An 18,589-nucleotide genomic window follows, 5' to 3' on the forward strand; every position below is an offset into this window, starting at 1 on the left:
GGGAAGCGCCTCTAAACCCAGAATTCAAGGACAGACAGTCAAGCTTGTGAGTCCTCCGGGACTCATTCTCCCTGTCTACCGCTGGTGCGCTTCCACAGCTCGCGCAGCAGGATGATGCCGAATTGTGAGTCGTTGAGAATGTATCGGCGCCACAGGCGCTTGGGCTCATGGGTGAGGCGGTAGAGCCACTCGAAGCCGGCCTTGGAGATCCACTCCGGGGCGCGCTTGGCGGTGCCGGCGATGAAGTCGAACCCGGCGCCAATGCCAATGGCCACCGTGGGCCCCAGCTTCTGGGCCACCTGGGAGATCCACACCTCCTGCTTGGGGCTGCCCAGCGCGACGAAGAGCAGGTGCGGCTCCTTCTCCCGGATGCGCGCGATGATGGGGTCGTTCTGCGCGTCGCCGGCGTCCAGGTTCACCATGGGCGAGTCCCAGCCCACCACCTCGATGCCGGGGTACTCCGCCTGGAACTGGCGGCCCACCTTCTCCGCGACGCCGGGGCCGGCGCCCAGGAGGAAGATGCGCCACTTGCGCTCGGCGCCCAGCTTCACCAGGGGGAGGATGAGGTCGGAGCCGGCGATGCGCTCCGGCAGGGACACGTCCAGCATCCGCGACGCCCAGACGATGGGCATCCCGTCCACCACGGAGATCGTGGCCTTGGCGTACGCGTCGCGGAAGCGGGTGTTCGTCTCCGCGAGCACCACGTGGTCCACGTTGGCGGTGAAGACGTAGCCGCCCTGGTGCGCGTCCACCAGGGCGCCAATGGCGGTCACGGCCTCCGGGAAGGACAGCTGATCAATGGCGAGCTGGCCGATGCTCAGGCGCGGGCGGGGAGAGGCGGCGGCGGGGGCGTGTGCGGTGGTCAAGGCGTCGTCTTCACTTCACCGTGAGGTCCAGCACGGTGATGGAGTAGGGGGGAAGGCGCTGCGACAGGGTCTGGTCGGCCTGGGTGCCCTGGGCCTGTTCGGTGAAGCCGCCGGGCGCGCCCGAGTAGCCCAGCACGCGCACGGTGTTGAGCGCGCCGCAGCCCTTGAACTCCAGCTGCGCCTGGGCGGCCTGCTCGGGGTCGAAGTTGAGCAGCACGGCGGTGAGCTTCTTGCCGGAGGCGTCCCGGGACGCGAAGAGGCTGGTGCCCTCCGGCGCCGTGGTGGACAGGGCGTTGTCCTGGAAGCGGCCGCCCTTGCCGTCGAAGTCGCGGTACGCGCGGAACGCCCAGAACGTGGGGCTGTTCTCCGCGGGGTACTGCCAGAAGAACGCGGAGGTGAGCCCCTGCTGGCCGAAGCGGCCCAGGGCCTCCGCCTGCGCCAGGCCCCCGCTCATGTGCTTCATCGCGCCGAAGTTGTACTCGCCAATGGACAGGCCCCGGCCGGGGTAGTTCTCCGAGATCCACTGCTTCACGCGGGGGATCAGCTGGATGGGCTCCGCGATCCACGACTCGTCCTTGTAGGTCGGGTCCCACAGCGCGCGGGTGGAGCGGATCCGCCGCGCGTTGGTGTCCGGGTCGGTGGCGCCCTCCAGGCCCAGGCCCACGTTGCTCTGCGGGTAGAAGTGCACGTCCACCACGTCCAGCACGCGCACGCCGGTCTTCTTCTCGTGGTCGCGCAGCTCGCGCAGGTACCAGGGGAGGAGCGCCACGTCGCCGTGCGCGCGCCGGTCGGTGTAGGGCGGGCGGCCGGGGGCGAAGTCGGCGGCGGACCAGAAGTAGTTCGTCCAGCCCCACTCCGCGGGGCCGGCGATGACGGCCTCGGGGTCCGCGCGGCGCACGGCGGTGCCGTAGTCGATGGTGCGCTTGAGCAGCTCGTCGTAGGTGAGCGGCTCGGGGTGCACGTCCCGGTGCGTGGAGCTCCAGAGGGCGGGCTCGTTGTCCAGGATGTACATGTTCACGCCGCGCGCGCCGCCGCGCCTGGCGTCCGCGGCCTTCAGCGCCTTCACCCATTCAGAGATGAACTCCGGCGGGGCCTGCACGCTGGTGGCGGTGGGCGCGGCGGGGACCAGGGGCGTGCCGTCGCGGCGCACGCCGTTGCCGCCCGCGGGCTCCGTGTCGTCCTGGGCCTGCTGCGGGCCGAAGTCCGCCACCGGGAAGCCCACGGCGGACGTGTCCTTGGCCACCCAGCCGAGCAGCGGCAGCGTGAGCGCGGACTGCATGTTGTGCTGGCGGTTGGACTCCAGGAAGTCATCCGCGCCGAAGCCCAGCTGCACGTTGCGGAAGTACCAGTCGTTGCCGGTGTTCCACGCGCGCCCCAGCTTCCAGTTGTAGCGGGAGGTGGGGTTGCCGCCCCAGCGGCGGATGGTGGCGCCCAGCTTCCACTGGTGCGTGTCCGTGGTCTCCTTGTTGCCGTCCAGCGCGATGCCGTAGATGAGCGGGCTGATGGGCTTCGCGGGCCCGGAGCAGTCGATGACCATCTTCGACTCGCGGCCGTCGCCCCGGCCCATGCGCCCGCCGCCCGCGGCCCTGGCGGCGGCGATGTCCGGCGACAGCGGCACCAGGGCCACCTTGTCGAAGAGCACCCAGTCGCGGCCCACGTCCTTCGAGGCGCGCATCACCACGCGGTCGAACGGCTCGTTGCGCGGGTTGAGGACCTCCATGGGCACGACGACCTCCGCCCACTCGCGGTCCTTCCGGACGATGAACTCCGGGCTGATCCGCACGTGCGGGAACACCCGGGGGCCCGCCGAGTCCAGGCGCACGTCCAGGAACTCGCCGTAGGCCTCCGGCGCGGTGAAGCGGAAGCTCAGCGCGCCATACGCGCCCGCGAGCTTCGGCTGGTAGAGGATCCACCCGCCGTAGTTGAACATCCGCAGGCGCGCGGGGGCGCTCTTCGGCAGCTCGCGCGGCGCCCAGCCGATGTCGTTCCACCCGGGCTTGAGGCCGCCGTCGTAGAGGACGACGGAGGCCGTGGCATCCGCGGGCGCGGGGGCCGCGTCCTTCGCGGGCGCGGGCGCGGGGGGGGCCTGCTGGGCCATGGCCACGCCGGCGCCGCCGCCCAGCACCGCGCAGGTGAGGATGACGGTCCGCTTCCACCGCGCCTGCTTCGCCTTGTCAGCCATGACCTTCACCCCATGCCCCGGAACGAAGCCCGGCACCGCGGAACGACGACGACAGCTCGGCTACAGCGGGACCTCGTCCAGGTCCTTGCGCGGGAAGATGCGCGCGGGGATGCCCACCGCCACGCTGTCCGGCGGCACGTCCTGGAGCACCACGGCGTTCGCGCCGATGCGCGAGCGGGCGCCAATGCGCACCGGCCCCAGGATGCGGGCGCCGGCGCCAATCCAGACGTCGTCCTCGATGGTGGGGTAGCCGTTGTCCTTGGCGGTGCCCACGGTGTTGTTGCCGTAGAAGCGCACGCGGTCGCCGATGCGCGCGTCCCCGCCGATGACGACGCCCAGGCTGTGCACGAAGTACACGCCCTTGCCCAGCGTCACGTCCTTGCCAATCTCGATGCCCATCACCGCCGTCTGGGCCACGCGCAGCACGTGGTTGACCAGCGGGATGTGGAACGCGAGCGCCGCCTCACGGGCGCGGTTGAGCGCGGTGATGCGGTACGAGTCGCTGGTCAGCACCACCTTGGCGATGGACTTCGCGTCGGACGTGCCGGTGGCGGCCTTGGCCATCTCCAACGCATCCGAGATGAGGGCTCCGAACATGGCTTTCATCCTTGGGGATTTCCCCGGCCCTGCAGGTAGCGCGCGACGCCCTTGGCGACGCCCTTCCAGCCGCCGGCCTCCGTGCGGGCGCCGCGCAGGTACTCCATGCCGTACGCCACGGACGTGCCCGCGAACGCGGCGCCCTTCAGGCCCAGCTTGTCCGCGACGCCCGAGGCCGTGACCACCGCGTTCGTCAGCCGGCGCGACGCCTCCGGCGCCATCACCGCGGAGGCCAGCAGCGGGCGCGACAGGAGGTTCGTCTCGAACAGCAGGCGCCAGGGGTTCACGCCCTTCACGTCCGGGTGCTTCACGGAGACGTGGGTGTCGAACATGCCGTAGCGGTGCGCGCGGCGGATCCACTTCTCGAAGCTGACGTGGTCGCTGCCGTGCAGCACGTAGGCGTCCGGCGCGAAGAGGAACGCGCAGCCGGCCTTCTCCAGGCGCAGGCCCAGCTCCACGTCCTCGGACTGGCCCAGCGTCTTGTCGAAGCCGCCCACGCCCACGTAGTCCGCGCGGGGGAAGGACACGTTGCCGGTGTACAGGTGGTTGCCGCGCGCCTTCGCGCCGGGGACGGACAGCTCCTCCGCCATGCGGTTGTTGAGGTGCGCGTACCAGCGCTCGAACAGCGGCATGTCGCCGATTTCGGGGTCCGGCCGGATGCGGCCCAGCACCACGTTGCGTGAGCCGTGCGGATGGTGCGCCAGGTGGCGCGCGAGGAAGTCGGAGGCCACCTGCATGTCGTCGTCGGTGACGAGGACGGTGGGGGCCTTCGCGGCCAGCACGCCCCGGTGCCGCGCGGCGGCGGCGCCCGCGTTGGCCTGCACCTCCACGCGCAGGGTGTAGGGCAGCTTCAGCGCCAGCAGCGGCCCGCGCACGTCGGTGGCGGAGCCGTCGTCCACCACGACGACCTCGAACTCCTCCGGCGGCAGCGTCTGGCCCGCCAGCTGCTGGAGCAGCCGCGTGATGAGGGGCAGCCGGTTGTACGTGGCGATGACGACGCTGATCCGGGGGGCCGGGGAGTCGGAAGGGCTCATGGCTTCTTCTTCTCCTTCTGTTTGGCCTTGTCGGCGCGCTGCTGCTTCTTCGTGGGACGCGGGAAGGTGACGCTGCCGGCGAAGCGCTCGGGGCCCACCAGCTGGAGGGTCTTCTGGGCGGAGCCGAAGTCCGTCTCACCCAGCGTGATGACCAGCAGGGCGGTGTCCGCGGCGAGCGCCAGCGGGATGCTCGCGGGGTGGGTCAGGAGCGAGTCGATGACCACCACCACCCGCTCCCCCTGCTCCACGCGGCGGCGCACCTCCTGGACCAGGCGCGGCGCTCCGGCGGGCTCGATGCCGGTGGCGTCCACCAGGCGAAGGGGGGGCTCCGGGTAGGGGGAGCCCGCCTCCATCAGCGCCTGGGCCGCGTCCAGCGCGGGGGCGCCCGGGTGGGCCGGGACGACCGCGAGGTAGCTCCAGCCACGGCGGTCCAGCGCGAACCACAGCCGCGACAGCTCCGGTGAGGGCGCGGCGCTCGGGGGCGGGGTCTCCTCGGGGGATGACGGGGGGCTCGAATCGGCGGACATGGGAGCGCGGACGGTATAACGCATCGAGGCGTCAGCGCCCAACGACCCGGGCGGGCGGGCAGCCGAAGGAGCGCGCCACCGGTCTGCTGTCACGCATGACACCCCCAAGGCCCGGGCTCGGACCCGTCATGGCCGAGGGGAGATGGGGACGCGGCGTGTTATGGAAGGCGGGTGCAGAAGATCGGCTACCTGATTCCCGAGTTCCCCGGGCAGACCCACATCTTCTTCTGGCGCGAGTTGCAGGCGCTGCCGGGGAAGGGCGTGTCGCCGGAGCTGGTGTCCACCCGTCCTCCGCCCGCGCGCATCATCAGCCACAGCTGGGCGCGCGAGGCGATGGCGCGCACGGAGTACCTGGCGCCGCCGGGGCCGTGGGGCGTGGCGAAGGCCGCGCTGGAGGTGGCGAGGGCCATGCCCACGGGCTGGGCGCGGTGTCTGGCGTCCATCGCGAGGGCGGAGGGGCTGGACGCGAAGGGGCGCGCGCAGCTGCTGGCATTCGCGGTGATGGGCGGCCGGCTGGCGTCGCTGGCGCGCGAGCGCGGGTGGACGCACGTGCACGTGCATTCCTGCGCCAACGCCGCGCACGTGGCGATGTTCGCGCACCTCTTGTCGGGCCTCACGTACAGCATGACGCTGCACGGGCCGCTGGACGACTACGGGCCGAACCAGCGGGAGAAGTGGCGGCACTCCCGGTTCGCCTTCGTCATCACGAAGAAGCTCCTGGGGGAAGTGAACCAGGAGCTGGCGGGGAGCCTGCCGGAGCGCATCGAGCTGGCGCCCATGGGCGTGGAGCTGGCGCGCTTCCAGCGCACGTTGCCCTACGAGCCGTGGTCCGGCGAAGGCCCGCTGCGGCTGTTCGCGTGCGGCCGGCTGAACCCGTGCAAGGGGCACGCGGACCTCATCGACGCGGTGGGGATGCTGCGCAAGAAGGGCATCGACGCGCGGCTGTCCATCGCGGGCGAGGACGAGGCGGGCGGCACGACGTACCGCAAGGTGCTGGAGGCGAAGCTCCAGCAGGACGGCCTCCAGGACGCGGTGACGCTGCTGGGCGCGGTGAGCGAGGACGTGGTGAAGGACGGCATCCAGCGCTCGCACCTCTTCGCGCTGGCCAGCCTCCAGGAGCCGCTGGGCGTGGCCATCATGGAGGCCATGGCGATGCGCGCGCCGGTGGTGGTGACGGGCGCGGGCGGCGTGAAGGAGCTGGTGGACGACGGCGTGGACGGCGTGCTCGTGCAGCCGCAGGCCCCCGTGGAGCTGGCGCAGAAGCTGGAGAAGCTGGCGCGCGATCCGGCCGCGGCGGTGCGGCTGGGCGAGGCGGGCCGCCGCAAGGTGGAGCAGCAGTTCAGCAGCGAGCGCAGCGCGGACATGCTCGCGCAGATGCTGGGCGCGCGGCCGTCGTAGCCGCGCGCCGTGGAGGCGCCGTGCGGCTCACCTTCAGCGCACGGCCTTCCAGAAGAAGAGCGCGGTGGCGCGCTTGTTCCGCTTGTCGCCCTTGCCGAAGTACGCGGTCGCCGAGTGCACGAAGTCCGCGCGGTAGACGACGAGGCGGTTGAAGACGTTCTCCACCTCCACGTCCTGCGCCCACGCGTTCGCCGGCAGCTTCGTCACGCCGAAGGCCTGGGTGAGGTTGACGCAGCCGGGAGGGCAGGTGTTGCCGCCCAGGCCCCCGCTGGGGAGGCGCAGGCGGAAGAACGACGTGCCCACGTGCTTCACCGGCGGCTTCGGGTGCAGGTAGATGACGCCCGCGTAGTCGCACAGCGCCAGCGAGTCCACGTGCGGCTTGGCGGTGGACTCCGTCTCTCCCACCAGCTGCACGTGGTTGTGGGACAGCGCGCCCTGGGTGGGGGCCTCCTGCTTGAGGCCGCGCACGCCGGTCTGCTCGCGGATCCACGCCTCCACCGGGGCCAGCTCCTCCGGGGTGAGGGCGTGGGGGGCTCGGATGCCGGGCCAGATCTCCGGGCGCCACGGCGCGCCCAGGGTCCAGTCCTCGCGCGCCAGGTTGCGCTCGTAGACCTCCAGCGCGTTGGGCAGCACGTTCTCCTTGATCCAATAGTCCCGCCCCAGCTTCGGCTTCCGGTAGGGAAGCACGTCGCGAACGGCTGACTCGGGACGCCTGGGTTCCGCCATGACCGACACCGCCTTCCCGCGCTCCGCGGCGACCGGGGCGCGGAGCCCCGGATGCCACGGTGGCGGCGGTTACAGCACGCCTCGGGCCGTGACACCCGCGGCGTCAGGAGGGCGAAACATTTCGAAACAGACCGCGCATGCCTGGCTGCTTCCTTCCGAGGGGAAGGGCCTCCCGCCGTGACGGGAGGCGCGCCGTGCGGGGCGGGGGCTCTCAGGGCACTTCGTACATGGCGACCACTCCATCCGCGGCGGGGCCCAGGCCGAAGGTGGTGGGGTTCTCGATGATGACGGAGCCGGTGTTCTCGATGGTGCACTCGCTGCGCAGCAGCTGGGCCTCCGCGGCGTCCTGGCAGTGGGTTCCGCCCACCCAGGCGAGCGTGATGCCGTGCCTGCTGCCGTCCGTGGAGCGCACCTGCGCCTCGATTTCGTAGTGGCCCTGGTTGAGGCTCCAGCTCACGCGGCGGCCGTCGTTGAGCAGCAGCGGCTCCGACCGGACCTTGCGCACCACGGTCACGGGCGTGGAGGCGGTCCGCTCCCCGGCGGACGCGACGAGGTTCGCGGTGCCCACCGACACGGGGGCGAGCGCGCCTGCCTCCACGCGGAAGATGGAGGGATTGGAGGACCCCAGCGTCACGGGCACGTCGTGCAGCACCGCTCCGCTCGCGTCCAGGGCGGAGACCGCCACGGCCACGGGCGCGTTGGGGATGATGAGGCGCGAGGCGGAGGGCATGCGCAGCGTCTCCACCAGCCGGCAGCGCAGGGGCTCCTCGCGACGGACGGGGCCCGCGGTCGCGGAGAGGGTGCCATCCCCGGAGCGGAGGCAGCGCACGCCCGCGGATGCCGTGACGACCGCGAGGTCCGGAGGGGCCACGGCGAACCGGGGCCGCGCATCCTCCAGCACGTCGCCGCCCTGGGTCAGCACCCGGGGCTGGAGGGCGACCTCGCTGGACGACAGCACGTAGCCGGGGGGCTGGAATTCGATCCGCGCGGGGGCACGGTCACAGGCCCCTGCGCACAGCATGAGTGGAACAGCGGGGAGGAAACGCTTCATGGCTCTCCAGGGAGGAGGGAAACCCGCAGCGTCTCGCATCCGCCCCGGAAGCACGCTCACCCGGAAGAGGTAGGGACGCGCGAAAGACGTTCCCCCTTTCGTGCAATCACCCTCCAGGGCCGTCGCCGTCCGGAGCCTCCCGGAATGACCACTGTCTGTCATTCCAACACGCTTCTGTCGGAAACCCCGGCGCCCCTGCCCCTGGTGGACACCCGAAAGACAGACACTGGATGCATTCGCGACAGCCAGGATGGAAATCGCCGGGTGGGATAGGATTTCCAGACACTCTTGGTAATTCCAGGAAAAGTTGCTCTGCCGGACCTGGAAAGCTTTGTCATCATGGTTCCTGCACGGAACGCCGCTCGGGGGGCACTCCATGGCTGACAAAGAGATGCAGACGTTCGCAGCGCTGGTCATCCAATTCCGGTCGGGGCTGTTGAAGCACGCCCAGCGCATCCTGGGGAACGCCGCGGATGCGGAGGACCTGGTGCAGCACGCGCTGGACGAGGCGTGGAAGGAGCGGCTGCACCTGCAGGGGGCGGAGGCCTTCCGGGCGTGGACGGGGCGGGTCATCAACACGCGGGCCATCAGCCTCTTGCGGCATCACCGGGCGGAGCAGCGCAAGGCGGTGAACGCGGGCTGGGTGACGGTGCTGAGCGATGATCCGGAGGAGGGGGAGGGTGGGGAGCTGTGGACGTTCATCCAGGAGAAGGACCTGCGCGAGGCGGTGGACCGGCTGCCGCCGCAGCAGCGGGAGGTCTTCCACCTGCGGGCGCAGGGGCGCTCCTACGTGAGCATCGGGGTGCAGGTGGGCCGCTCCACCGGCACGGTGGGGTGGTGGCTGCACCAGGTGCGCGAGCAGCTGCGGGAGCGGCTGCTGCCCATCGCGGAGCAGCGCCGGCTCTCCGTGGGGGCGTGGCACTGAGGCGGGAGGTCCCGCCCCCGTGCGCGCGCGTGCTTCAGCGCGGCGGTTCGGCGCGGGTCATGTTACCGGCGCGCGTGGGCAGGAGTGACGGGCCCGGGGACTTCTCCTCGGGGAAGGGCAGCGGCGAGGCCTCCGCGCGCAGCAGGGGCAGGCCGTGCGGCTGGGCCTGGAGGAAGGCCACCAGCTTCTCGCGCACCAGGCAGCGCAGGTCGAACGCCTTGCCCGAGTCCGCCGCGCTCACCAGGGCGCGCAGCTTCATGGTGCGCTCGCTCAGGTCCGTCACCTGGAGCCCCTGCACCCTCCCATCCCACAGGCCGTTCGACTCCTGCTCCAAGATGCGCTTGAGCTCCGCGCGCACGCCGGCCACGTCGGTGCGGAAGTCCACGTAGAGCTCCGCGGTGCCCAATATCTCCGGCGACACCTTGCTCCAGTTCTGGAAGGGCTTCTCCAGGAACTGGGTGATGGGGATGACCAGCCGGCGCAGGTCCCACACCTTCACGACGACGTAGGTGAGGGTGATCTCCTCCACCCATCCCCACTCGTTCTCGATGATGACCGTGTCGCCAATGCGCATGGGCTGGGTGATGGACAGCTGGATGCCCGCCAGCAGCGTGGAGATGGACTTCTGCGCGGCCAGACCCAACACTAGGCCCGCGATGCCCGCGGACGCGAGCAGCGACACGCCCACGTTGCGCACCGCCTCGAACTGGAGCAGCAGCAGCGACGCGGCCACCAGCACCACCGCCACCTCCACCACGCGGCGCAGGATGGACAGCTGGGTGCGCAGCCCGCGCACGCGAGCCACGTCCGTGCCCTCCGGTGACTTGGACACCTTCTCTTCCAGGAACCGGGCGGCCCGGGTCAGGAAGCGCAGCAGGAACATGGCCACCGCCACGATGATCAGCGACCGCGCCCCCAGGTCCACCGCCGCCTGCGCGGGTGGGGGCAGCTTCAGGAACCGCGCGCCCGCCGCCGCCAGCACCCCCGCCAGCACGTAGCGGATGTTCCCCTGGCCCGCGGCGAGCAGCTCGTCATCCCAGCCGGACTTCGTCATCCCCGTGGCCCGGGCCCCCACGCGCAGCGTCACCGCCTCGCCCAGTCGCCCCAGCAGCCACGCCCCCACCAGCACCCCCGCGAGCCCCAGCCACTGCCACGTTTCCAGCACCCACAAGGGACGCGAGAAGAAGACCGGGGGCAGCATCTCCAGCAGCGGCGAGCCGTGCTCCTGGAAGAGCGTGTCGATGGCGCCCACCGTGTCCGCGCTGAAGACCCACACCGGGCCGCCTGCCGCGTCCACCCGCTCCAGCACGATGTCCTGGGACCCGCGCGACGTGGCCACCTGACCCAGCACCTCGCGGCGCGCGCGCTCCCCCGGCCCCGCCGGCTCCTTCCCGATGCGCGCGAAGTCCAGCCAGAGCGTCCGGTCCAGCACCACCACCAGCCGCCGCGCCAGCCCCAGCCCCTGCTCCGCCTGCTCCGCGGGAGCCAGCCGCGACAGGTCCAGGTACTGCGGCGCCCGGAGCGCGTCCCGAGCATGCGCCGCGTCCAGGAACCCCGCCGCCGTCGCCGCGGGCGTGCTCCGGTCCACGTCCGGCGGAGGCGGCGGCAGCCCCGCGTTCAGCGCGAAGGCCCCCGAAGGCCCCCACAGCAGCAGCAGCCACATCCAAGGCGGCACGAAACGGCGCACGGTGTTCTCCCAATCCTTAATTGATTTGAGAGCAAACAATCACCCTGGAGGTGCGCTGTCCACCCTGGTTGACGCGGAAGGACAAGGGCCGGACGGAGGCCGGGCGGGCAAAAGGGGCCGCTCCTGCCGCGCTGCGTCGTCATGGTAGGTTTGGCACCTCCATGTCCGCTCCTGCTTCGTCGCTCAAGGCCGTCATCGTCGCGTTGTCCGGCAACGTGTTGGTGACGCTGATCAAGTTCATCGCCTTCTTCCTGTCGGGGTCGGGGGCGATGTTGTCGGAGGCGATCCACTCGGCGGCGGACACGGGGAACCAGGTGTTGTTGTTCCTGGGGTTGAAGCGGGCGGCGCGGGTGGAGGACGAGGCGCACCCGTACGGCTACGGCGGCGAGCGCTTCATCTTCGGCATCCTGTCCGCGTCCGGCATCTTCTTCGTGGGCTGCGGCGTCACGGTCTACCACGGCATCCAGTCGCTCCTGCACCCGCACGTGGCGGAGACGGGGGGGGTGACGTTCGCGGTGTTGGGGTTGTCGTTCCTCATCGAGGGTGGGGTGTTGGTGTTCGCGGTGATGGGGGTGCTGAAGCAGGCGGCGGGTGAGCCCTTCTTCCGCTTCGTGAGGGAGAAGGCGGATCCCGCGTCGGTGGCCATCCTGTTGGAGGACGGCGCGGCGGTGCTGGGGCTGGTGCTGGCGACGGCGGGCATCGTGCTGGCGCACGTGACGGGCAACCCGGTGTGGGACGCGATGGCGTCGCTGACGGTGGGCGTGTTGCTGGGGCTCATCGCGCTCTACCTGATGGTGGAGAACCGGGAGCTGTTGTTGGGGCAGTCGGTGCCGCCGGACGTGGAGCAGCGCTTCGAGGAGCTGCTGCGCAAGCGGCCCAGCCTGGCGGACATGCACGACGTGAAGACGCGGCAGCTCACGCCGGAGGTGTACCAGCTCAAGGCGGAGCTGCGCTTCAGCGAGGCGTTCGTGGCGGCCCGTCTGGCGGAGGCGCTGCCCGCGCAAGGGCTGCCGCCGGCGGGAGCGGAGCGCGAGCGCGCGTTGAACGACATGGCCCGGCATCTGATCCGCACGCTGAGCGAGGAGATCGACGCGATTGAAGCGGAGATCCGCCGCGCCATCCCGCAGGCGAAGCACATCGACCTGGAGCTGGAGCACCTGACCGCCGCCGCGGCGGAAGCCGAGGAGCTTCGCGCCCGCGTGGGTTGAGGCCCTGTCACGCTGTCTGGCCCGCGTCTGGCGTCACACCGGCCGGCGCGGAGTCCTCGGAGGGCGGCGTGCGCGTCAGGCCCAGCACCTTCTCGCGCTGGGGCCAGGGCCAGGCGCCGGTGACCATGGCCAGCTTGCCCGCGAGCACCGACGCCACGGCGACCTGGAACGTGCAGATGTACGAGATGATGCCCATGTCCCCGAACACCTGGTTCAGGTACGACGCCACCACGCCCACGATGACCAGACACGCGGTGCGGTGCTCTGGCGCATGGGCCCGGTGATACGAGCGCGCCGCCAGGTACACCGTCACCACCAGGTACATCCACACGCCCGTGAACCCGAACCACCCGCCGAAGGCCAGCAGGCCCAACAGCGAGTTGTGCGGATGGAAGCGGTACGTGGGGAACACGAACGCGATGTTGGGCAGCGGGTACGGCTCCAGGAACTCGTGCCCGTAGCCCGTGCCGAACACCGGGTTGGTGTTCCACGTCGCGATGAGGTTGAGGTTCTCGATGTCGCGGTAGTCCAGCTCTCCCTCGGCGTGCTGGCCCTCGATGATGGAGCGGAAGGTCTGCACCGGCTTGAACACGCTGCTGTGCGCGTTCCACCCCACCAGGAAGTACACGACCAGCAGCGGTGAGCACGACAGCAGCCCGCGCGTGACGAACTTCTTCAGCGGCGTCCACGGGTTGAACAGGTACGCGGCGGCCAGCGACCCCACGAGGCTCACGTACGCGAGCCGGCGGTCGTTGAAGAACATCCCGATGAACACCAGCACGATGATGATGAGGCCGCGGATGGCATGCCCGGACTTGGGCCGCTCCAGCCAGCGCGCGATGCACACCATCAGCGCGAAGATGAACGTCATCGAGTCCGAGTGGCAGGTCGTGTACTCCACCTCCAGCGCCTGCGCCGGCACGATGACCAGCGCGAAGTACGTGCTCACCGCGGACTTGGTCAGCGCCGCCAGGATGATGGTCTTCGCCACCACCGGCCAGTCCTCCGGCCCGCGCAGGCTGTAGTGGTACATCATCCCCACCAGCGGCAGCACGGCGGCCTGGTGCCACTGCCACAGCGAGTTCTTGATGTCCCCGCCCCGCGCGATGCCCCACACCTCCATCCACATGATGGCGAAGAACGACAGCGCGAGCACCACCACCAGCGGCCGTGGAATGGGCACCACCGGCGGGTCGATCTTCGACTTCGTCGCCCGCCGGTAGATGCCGATGCCAATGGACCCGACGATGAGCCCGTCGATGAGCGGGAAGCGCAGGGCGCCAATGCCCACCAGTTCGTGCATCTGGGTGAACAGCAGCTTCCCGAAGGGAAACAGCGGCGACGGCCAGAACATCGACTGGGGACGCTCGGGTGTGTAGTCCGCCGCGAGCACCAGGTAGAGCACCGTGAGCGCCAGGTAGCGCAGCGGCACCTTCAAGATGACCCACACCACCGTGAAGGCCAGCACCGGCGCCAGTGTGACGATGGGGTCTCCATTACCCACGGCGGCGGCGCCCAGGGTGACGGCGCCCAGGCCCACGACCATGACGATGTACTGGAGCCAGGCGGTGGGGGACGGTTCGGAGGCCATCGGAGCGAGGGGGGAGGCTATATCCCGGGCCCGGGTTGGGATAGATGCGGAAGGCGTATGGCTGGCTCCCGACCCCGCGTCCTCCTGATTGCTGAGCTGTGCAACCCAGACTGGGTGAGCGTCCCCCTGGAAGGCTGGTCCCTGGCCCGCGCGCTGGCCGAGGTAGCGGACGTGCACCTGGTCACGCAGGTCCGCAACCGCGAGAACATCCTCAAGCAGGGGTTGGTGGAGGGGAAGGACTTCACGGCGTTGGACTCCACGCCGGTGGAGCGTCCGCTGGAGAAGGTGGGCGAGGTGCTGCGAGGAAAGGCGGGCGTGGGCTGGACGACGGCCACGGCGCTGAGCGTGCTGCCGTACTACTACTTCGAGGAGCTGCTCTGGCGGCGCTTCGGGGACCGCATCCGCGCGAAGGAATTCGACGTGGTGCACCGCTACACGCCCATCAGCCCCACGACGCCCAGCACGCTGGCGGCGCGGTGCGCGGAGGCCGGGGTGCCCTTCGTGATGGGGCCGATGAACGGCGGCCTGCCGTGGCCCAAGGGCTTCGGGGACGCGCGCCTGCGCGAGCGCGAGTGGCTCAGCTACATCCGGGACGTCTACAAGCTGATGCCCTTCTACAAGTCGACGCGGAAGAACGCGGCGGCGCTGATGACGGGCTCGCGGGCGACGCGCGCGCAGCTGGCGGCGGAGTACCAGGACAAGACGGTCTACATCCCGGAGAACGCCATCGACGTGCGCCGCTTCGGCTCGGCGAAGGCGGAGGCGCCCAAGGCAGGGGAGGCGCTGCGGGTGGCGTTCGTGGGGCGCTTCGTGCCGTACAAGGGCATGGCGATGCTCATCGACGCGGCGGCGCCGCTGGTGCGCGAGGGCAAGGTGCAGCTGGAGTTCATCGGCGACGGCGCGGAGATGCAGAACCTGCGCGCGCAGGTGGCGCGGGGCGGGCTGGAGAACGGGGTGACGTTCGCTGGCTGGGTGAAGCACCAGGAACTGCAGGGGCGGCTGTCGAAGAACCACATCTTCGGCTTCCCGAGCGTGCGCGAGTTCGGCGGCGCGGTGGTCGCGGAGGCGATGGCGCTGGGCCTGGTGCCCATCGTGATGGACTACGGCGGTCCGGGTGAGATTGTCAGCCCGTCCACGGGCTTCGCCATCCCCATGGGGACTCCTCAGGAGATCGTGGAGCGGGTGCGCGCGGTGCTGGAGAAGCTGGTCGCCGACCCGTCCGTGATTGGACCCATGGGAGAGCGCGCGAGGACGCGCATCTTCAAGCACTTCACCTGGCGGGCGAAGGCGGAGCAGGTGGTGGAGGTCTATCGCTGGGTGTCCGGCGAGGGGGGCCAGCCGGACTTCGGGATGCCGCTGGCGGACTGAGGTCGGGGAGTATTCGGGCCGTCATCCCTCTCGCGAGGGATGGTCGGCCCCGCCGGTTCGACGGACGTTCCAGGTTCCCATTCCGGGAACGAAAGGACGCGTCATGGCGAAGCGGTACAAGACGGGCGACACGTGCGAGGCGACGGGCCGGTATGCCTTCGATGGCTACTCGGACGGCCGCGGTGGACCCCCGGTGACGGCGGAGGAGCGGATCATCCCCCTGAGCCGGGGTGAGACGTTCCCGCCCGTCAGGTCCCAGAACAGAGGGGCTTTCTGGACGCTGGTGTGATGCGCGGTCTCCGGCACGGGGCTGCTGCTCCGTGCCGGGACGCGGCTAGTGTTCCCACGCATGAGCCCTGACTCCCCGTGGTTTCGCCGCATCGTCCGTGGCTTCGCGCTGTACGACCTGGCCGTCACGTTGCCGTTCGCCACGCCATGGACGGCGCAGGTGATGCTCTCCGTCATGGAGCAGGTGCATCAGGGGGTGTCACTGGGCGGTGAGGCGATGCCGCCGTTCACGCCCATGCACCTGTTCTTCGTCGCGCTCTTCGGCGTGCTCGCGGTCATCTGGGCGCTGGTGCGCATCACGCAGCCGAGCGTGCTTCACAGCGCCATCGACACGGTGGGCCGGGCGCTCGTCGCCACGTGGATGGTGCTGGCCGTCACGCAGGGCGCGTCGCAGGTGCTCATCCTGTTCCTCGTGATGGAGCTGGCGGGGATGGTCGCGCAGGGCGCGGTCCTGTCGCGCGTGTGGCGGCGGGAGGCGGCCCCCGCGCCGGCGCGTTGAAGGGCGGGCTTGCCTCTGCACCCAGGTGCAGGGGTTACGGTTTCTGGCATGACCCCTGACGCCTCCCTGCTTCGCCGTGTCGTCCTCGCCAGCGCGCTGTATGACTTCGTCGTCACCGTGCCCTTCGCCACGCCGTGGACGGCGGAGGTGGTGCTCGCGCAGGTCCGCTCCGCGCACCATGCGCTGTCGCTGGGAGGCGAGCCGCTGCCCGCGTTCACGCCCACGCACCTGTTCTTCGTCGCCCTCTTCGGCACCATCGTGACGCTGTGGTCCGTCGTGCGGCTCTTCCAGCCGACCGCGTTCAACGGCGCCGCCGACACCGCGGGCCGGGCGCTGTTCTCCTCGTGGATGGTGTGGGCGCTCACGCAGGGCGCGACACAGGTGCTGCTCGGGTTCCTCGCGCTGGAGCTGGCATGGATGTTCGCGCAGGGCGGTGCCATCCTCGCGGGCAGGAGGTGGCGTGGTGGCATCCCCGCGACGGCCCGTTGAGGCAGCGCCCATGCGGATTGGCGAGCTCGCTCGCGCATCGGGCGTGAAGCTGTCCACGCTGCGCTACTACGAGCGCCGCGAGCTGCTCCTGCCGCTGTCCCGTTCGGAGAGCGGTCAGCGGCTCTACGGGCCGGACGCGGCCATCCGCGTGCGCTTCATCCGACGCTCGCAGGAGCTGGGCTTCACCCTGCGCGAGGTGTCCGCCGTGCTCGCCCTGTCCGACCGGCGCGGCATCCCCACCCGCGACGTGGTGCGCTTCGCGGAGGCGAAGCTGCGGGCCATCGACGCGCGCATCGAGGACCTGCGCCGCATGCGACGCGCCATCACCACCCTGATGGTGGAGGGCTTCTGCCCGCCGGACACCGTGTGCCCTGTCCAGGCGTCACTCGGTGCACCTGTGAAGGCGGTGAAGCGGAAGCCCCGGGAGTAGGTCCCACGGGCTTCCTCCGGCTCCGCCACCGGCCCGGTCCTCCGGAGCCTCGCGGGTCCGCGCTTCTTCGAGCACAGGGGCCAGGTCGCCGCCCCGCCCCGCGCCCCGGGCGTGCCGCGCGCCTGGAGCGACTACCGCCGCTCCATCTCACGCGTGCCGCGTGCCCGGAGCCGCTACCGCCGCTCCGCCTCACGTGTGCCGCGCGCCTGGAGCGACTACCGCCGCTCCGCCTCACGTGTGTCGCGCGCCTGGGGCCACTACCGCCGCTCCGCCTCACGTGTGTCGCGCGCCTGGGGCCACTACCGCCGCTCCGCCTCACGTGTGCCGCGCGCCTGGGGCCACTACCGCCGCTCCGCCTCACGCGTGGTGCGCACCTACTCGCGTGCAGCGCGCCTCGGGACGCGACCGCCGCTCCGCCTCACGCGTGGTTCGCACCTACTCGCGTGCAGCGCGCCCGGAGCTGCTACCGCCGCTCCGCCTCACGCGTGGTGCGCACCCATTCGCCGCGCTTCTCCGCGCCGGGGCCCCGCACCATCAGCCACACCTTCCACACGACGTAGATGGGCGCCCACGCCAGGTCCAGCAGCCCGCGCGCGCCCACGCCGGACACCCACCAGCCGCGCAGCACGTACAGCGCCAGCGATGTGAGCCCGAACGACGCCAGCGCGGACGCCGCCACCGCCGTGCCACCCGACAGCCACGCCACCCCGGCCGCCAGCACCGCGCCTCCCACCGTGGCCAGGACCAACTGACTCAGGGGCGGCACCAGCACGTCCATGGACAGGTCGAAGAGCAGCCCGCTCTTCTGCTTCAGCGCGTCGCTGAGCAGCGGCCAGCCGTGCAGCTTGCGCATCTGCGCGCGGCCGCCCTCCCAGCGCTGGCGCTGCGAGCGGCTCTGCTTCTCCGCCGTCACCATCTCGCCCAGCACCTCCGCCTCCCAGGCGTAGTGCACGCGGTGCCCCGCGCGCGCCAGGCGGATGCCGTACTCCAGGTCCTCCACCACGCTGAACGCGTCGTGCGGCACCTGCTTCAGCACCGCGTGCGTGAAGCACATGCCGTTGCCGCGCAGTCCGCACGACACGCCCATCCGCTCGCGCCCCATGGAGCGCACGCGGTGGAACATGCCCAGCGCGATGGTCATCAGCCGCGTGCGCCACGACGCCGTGGGGTTCATCACCCCGTAGTGCGCCTGCACGCCGTGCGCCCCGTCCTCCAGCCGGCGGGAGAACGCGTGCAGCAGGTTGGCGGACACCACCGTGTCCGCGTCCACCACCACCACCGCGTCCGCGAAGCCGTCGCGCTGGCTGCGCTCGAAGGCGTGCGCCAGCGCGTAGCCCTTGCCGCGCTTCTCCGCGTCCTGGCGCTCCAGCACCGTGGCGCCCGCCTCGCGCGCCTTCTGGGCCGTCGCGTCGGAGCAGTTGTCCGCCACCACGATGATGCGCCGCAGGTTCGCCGGGTAGTCCACCGCGGACAGGTTCGCCACCGTCCGGGCGATGCCCAGCTCCTCGTTGTGCGACGGGATGATGACGTCGAACTTCCGCACCGCGGGCGCCGGAGGCGCCGGCGCCGCCTTCCGCCCGGACAGCAGCGTCAGCAGCAGCAGGTAGCCGCAACCTCCCGCCACCGGCAAGAGGCCCACGCACAGCGCCACGTCCACCCAGGTCCAGACCGTCACGGTGTCACCCCCGCGCGCGCCACCTCCCAGGGCGGCCGCGCGCTTGAA

Annotated in this window: 18 protein-coding genes; 8 read left to right on the forward strand and 10 right to left on the reverse strand. The window is 70.9% G+C overall.

The window, feature by feature from the left end; genetic code table 11:
• Positions 1–62: 62 nt before the first annotated feature.
• From epsA to FOF48_RS31015, 5 genes are read right to left on the reverse strand one after another with little or no spacing between them, the layout of a single operon-like run.
• A complete protein-coding gene (gene epsA, locus FOF48_RS30995) occupies positions 63–866 on the reverse strand; it encodes an exopolysaccharide biosynthesis glycosyltransferase EpsA (RefSeq protein WP_143907591.1) in 804 nt (267 codons plus the stop codon).
• 10 nt (positions 867–876) lie between these two features.
• A complete protein-coding gene (gene epsB, locus FOF48_RS31000) occupies positions 877–3,048 on the reverse strand; it encodes a GH44 family glycoside hydrolase EpsB (protein WP_143907593.1) in 2,172 nt (723 codons plus the stop codon).
• A 60-nt stretch (positions 3,049–3,108) separates the two neighbouring features.
• Positions 3,109–3,645, reverse strand: a complete 537-nt coding sequence (gene epsC / locus FOF48_RS31005; protein WP_014400828.1) for a serine O-acetyltransferase EpsC — start codon at positions 3,643–3,645, stop codon at positions 3,109–3,111.
• A 5-nt stretch (positions 3,646–3,650) separates the two neighbouring features.
• Entirely contained in the window at positions 3,651–4,679 is a 1,029-nt protein-coding gene (epsD, locus tag FOF48_RS31010) for an exopolysaccharide biosynthesis glycosyltransferase EpsD (RefSeq protein WP_143907595.1), read from the reverse strand.
• A complete protein-coding gene (locus tag FOF48_RS31015; protein WP_235685914.1) occupies positions 4,676–5,206 on the reverse strand; it encodes a hypothetical protein in 531 nt (176 codons plus the stop codon). Before FOF48_RS31015 ends, epsD begins: the two co-directional genes overlap by 4 nt.
• Before the next feature lie 171 nt (positions 5,207–5,377).
• Between FOF48_RS31015 and epsE the strand changes: the two genes are divergently transcribed.
• A complete protein-coding gene (gene epsE / locus FOF48_RS37620) occupies positions 5,378–6,604 on the forward strand; it encodes an exopolysaccharide biosynthesis GT4 family glycosyltransferase EpsE (RefSeq protein ID WP_143907599.1) in 1,227 nt (408 codons plus the stop codon).
• A 33-nt stretch (positions 6,605–6,637) separates the two neighbouring features.
• Here the strand turns inward: epsE and FOF48_RS31025 are convergent, their stop codons facing one another.
• Positions 6,638–7,330, reverse strand: a complete 693-nt coding sequence (locus FOF48_RS31025; RefSeq protein ID WP_143907601.1) for a hypothetical protein — start codon at positions 7,328–7,330, stop codon at positions 6,638–6,640.
• Between the two features lie 211 nt (positions 7,331–7,541).
• A complete protein-coding gene (locus FOF48_RS31030; protein WP_143907603.1) occupies positions 7,542–8,381 on the reverse strand; it encodes a hypothetical protein in 840 nt (279 codons plus the stop codon).
• A 376-nt stretch (positions 8,382–8,757) separates the two neighbouring features.
• Between FOF48_RS31030 and FOF48_RS31035 the strand changes: the two genes are divergently transcribed.
• A complete protein-coding gene (locus FOF48_RS31035) occupies positions 8,758–9,306 on the forward strand; it encodes an RNA polymerase sigma factor (RefSeq protein WP_143907605.1) in 549 nt (182 codons plus the stop codon).
• A gap of 34 nt (positions 9,307–9,340) precedes the next feature.
• Here the strand turns inward: FOF48_RS31035 and FOF48_RS37625 are convergent, their stop codons facing one another.
• Positions 9,341–10,993 carry a mechanosensitive ion channel family protein gene (locus FOF48_RS37625; RefSeq protein ID WP_304503247.1) on the reverse strand — a complete coding sequence of 551 codons (1,653 nt, stop codon included), beginning with the start codon at positions 10,991–10,993 and terminating at the stop codon, positions 9,341–9,343.
• A 161-nt stretch (positions 10,994–11,154) separates the two neighbouring features.
• Between FOF48_RS37625 and FOF48_RS31045 the strand changes: the two genes are divergently transcribed.
• Positions 11,155–12,201 carry a cation diffusion facilitator family transporter gene (locus FOF48_RS31045; protein ID WP_143907607.1) on the forward strand — a complete coding sequence of 349 codons (1,047 nt, stop codon included), beginning with the start codon at positions 11,155–11,157 and terminating at the stop codon, positions 12,199–12,201.
• A gap of 7 nt (positions 12,202–12,208) precedes the next feature.
• On the opposite strand, the gene wzy is transcribed toward FOF48_RS31045, so the two are convergent.
• Positions 12,209–13,792 carry an exopolysaccharide repeat unit polymerase gene (wzy, locus tag FOF48_RS31050; protein WP_143907609.1) on the reverse strand — a complete coding sequence of 528 codons (1,584 nt, stop codon included), beginning with the start codon at positions 13,790–13,792 and terminating at the stop codon, positions 12,209–12,211.
• Between the two features lie 114 nt (positions 13,793–13,906).
• Between wzy and epsH the strand changes: the two genes are divergently transcribed.
• The 5 genes from epsH to FOF48_RS31075 all read left to right on the forward strand — a co-directional run bounded on the left by epsH (position 13,907) and on the right by FOF48_RS31075 (position 16,866).
• On the forward strand, positions 13,907–15,160 hold the full coding sequence (gene epsH, locus FOF48_RS31055; RefSeq protein ID WP_255442872.1) for an exopolysaccharide biosynthesis glycosyltransferase EpsH: 1,254 nt from the start codon (positions 13,907–13,909) through the stop codon (positions 15,158–15,160).
• 103 nt (positions 15,161–15,263) lie between these two features.
• Positions 15,264–15,449 carry a YjzC family protein gene (locus FOF48_RS31060; protein WP_143907614.1) on the forward strand — a complete coding sequence of 62 codons (186 nt, stop codon included), beginning with the start codon at positions 15,264–15,266 and terminating at the stop codon, positions 15,447–15,449.
• 60 nt (positions 15,450–15,509) lie between these two features.
• The gene (locus tag FOF48_RS31065; protein WP_143907617.1) at positions 15,510–15,947 is read left to right on the forward strand and encodes a hypothetical protein; all 438 of its coding nucleotides are present in this window, start codon (positions 15,510–15,512) and stop codon (positions 15,945–15,947) included.
• A 48-nt stretch (positions 15,948–15,995) separates the two neighbouring features.
• The gene (locus FOF48_RS31070; RefSeq protein ID WP_143907619.1) at positions 15,996–16,436 is read left to right on the forward strand and encodes a hypothetical protein; all 441 of its coding nucleotides are present in this window, start codon (positions 15,996–15,998) and stop codon (positions 16,434–16,436) included.
• Positions 16,437–16,446: 10 nt separating this feature from the next.
• Positions 16,447–16,866, forward strand: coding sequence for a MerR family transcriptional regulator (locus FOF48_RS31075; protein WP_143907621.1), 420 nt, complete (start codon positions 16,447–16,449; stop codon positions 16,864–16,866).
• Positions 16,867–17,329: 463 nt separating this feature from the next.
• Here the strand turns inward: FOF48_RS31075 and epsU are convergent, their stop codons facing one another.
• A complete protein-coding gene (epsU, locus tag FOF48_RS31080) occupies positions 17,330–18,541 on the reverse strand; it encodes an exopolysaccharide biosynthesis GT2 family glycosyltransferase EpsU (RefSeq protein WP_143907623.1) in 1,212 nt (403 codons plus the stop codon).
• Positions 18,542–18,589: the final 48 nt, after the last annotated feature.

It is taken from the genome of Corallococcus sp. Z5C101001 (assembly GCF_007352635.1).
Taxonomy (GTDB): Bacteria; Myxococcota; Myxococcia; order Myxococcales; family Myxococcaceae; genus Corallococcus; species Corallococcus silvisoli.

Excerpts from the sequence above, each read along its gene's own strand:
- epsB (WP_143907593.1), bottom strand. The coding sequence starts at position 3,048 with ATGGCTGACAAGGCGAAGCAGGCGCGGTGGAAGCGGACCGTCATCCTC.
- epsC (WP_014400828.1), bottom strand. The coding sequence starts at position 3,645 with ATGTTCGGAGCCCTCATCTCGGATGCGTTGGAGATGGCCAAGGCCGCC.
- epsD (WP_143907595.1), bottom strand. The coding sequence starts at position 4,679 with ATGAGCCCTTCCGACTCCCCGGCCCCCCGGATCAGCGTCGTCATCGCC.
- FOF48_RS31015 (WP_235685914.1), bottom strand. The coding sequence starts at position 5,206 with ATGTCCGCCGATTCGAGCCCCCCGTCATCCCCCGAGGAGACCCCGCCC.
- FOF48_RS31025 (WP_143907601.1), bottom strand. The coding sequence starts at position 7,330 with ATGGCGGAACCCAGGCGTCCCGAGTCAGCCGTTCGCGACGTGCTTCCC.
- FOF48_RS31030 (WP_143907603.1), bottom strand. The coding sequence starts at position 8,381 with ATGAAGCGTTTCCTCCCCGCTGTTCCACTCATGCTGTGCGCAGGGGCC.
- FOF48_RS31035 (WP_143907605.1), top strand. The coding sequence starts at position 8,758 with ATGGCTGACAAAGAGATGCAGACGTTCGCAGCGCTGGTCATCCAATTC.
- FOF48_RS31045 (WP_143907607.1), top strand. The coding sequence starts at position 11,155 with ATGTCCGCTCCTGCTTCGTCGCTCAAGGCCGTCATCGTCGCGTTGTCC.
- wzy (WP_143907609.1), bottom strand. The coding sequence starts at position 13,792 with ATGGCCTCCGAACCGTCCCCCACCGCCTGGCTCCAGTACATCGTCATG.
- FOF48_RS31060 (WP_143907614.1), top strand. The coding sequence starts at position 15,264 with ATGGCGAAGCGGTACAAGACGGGCGACACGTGCGAGGCGACGGGCCGG.
- FOF48_RS31065 (WP_143907617.1), top strand. The coding sequence starts at position 15,510 with ATGAGCCCTGACTCCCCGTGGTTTCGCCGCATCGTCCGTGGCTTCGCG.
- FOF48_RS31070 (WP_143907619.1), top strand. The coding sequence starts at position 15,996 with ATGACCCCTGACGCCTCCCTGCTTCGCCGTGTCGTCCTCGCCAGCGCG.
- FOF48_RS31075 (WP_143907621.1), top strand. The coding sequence starts at position 16,447 with ATGCGGATTGGCGAGCTCGCTCGCGCATCGGGCGTGAAGCTGTCCACG.